This window comes from Pseudomonas juntendi (assembly GCF_009932375.1).
Taxonomy (GTDB): domain Bacteria; phylum Pseudomonadota; class Gammaproteobacteria; order Pseudomonadales; family Pseudomonadaceae; genus Aquipseudomonas; species Aquipseudomonas juntendi.
The window spans coordinates 1-342 of record NZ_BLJG01000298.1 but is presented as its reverse complement, the minus strand read 5'-3'; the positions used below and the strand labels follow the sequence as shown (position 1 = coordinate 342).

Below are 342 nucleotides of genomic sequence, written 5' to 3'. Positions count from 1 at the left end.
ACAAGGGTAGCCAGTCGGCTTTGGACAAGGCATTGGGTAACGACGCGCAGAACCGTAGCGACCTGGACAATGCCTTCAAGGCCCTGGGCATGGATACCGGCATGATCGGGCAGTTCGCGCCGTTGTTGCTGCAGAACCTGGGGAGTTTGTGGACCACGCCAGCGCCGTTGGCTCAGCCTTCGGTCTGATGGTTCTTTAGCGCCAGGGCTGGCATCACTGCCGTTGAAAGCTGGCGCGGTCGCTGGTAGGAGCGGCCTTGTGTCGCGAAAGGTCCGCGCAGCGGCCCCAGGATTTCAGCTTCGCGTCGAAGATTGCCGGGTCCGCCGCGCGCCCCTTTCGCGA

At 63.2% G+C, this 342-nt stretch carries 1 protein-coding gene; it reads left to right on the top strand.

Annotated elements, in window-relative coordinates; translation table 11 throughout:
• Positions 1-188, top strand: a 188-nt coding sequence (locus tag GYA94_RS24975) for a DUF2780 domain-containing protein (protein WP_161893317.1), incomplete at its 5' end; no start/stop codon positions are given.
• Positions 189-342: the final 154 nt, after the last annotated feature.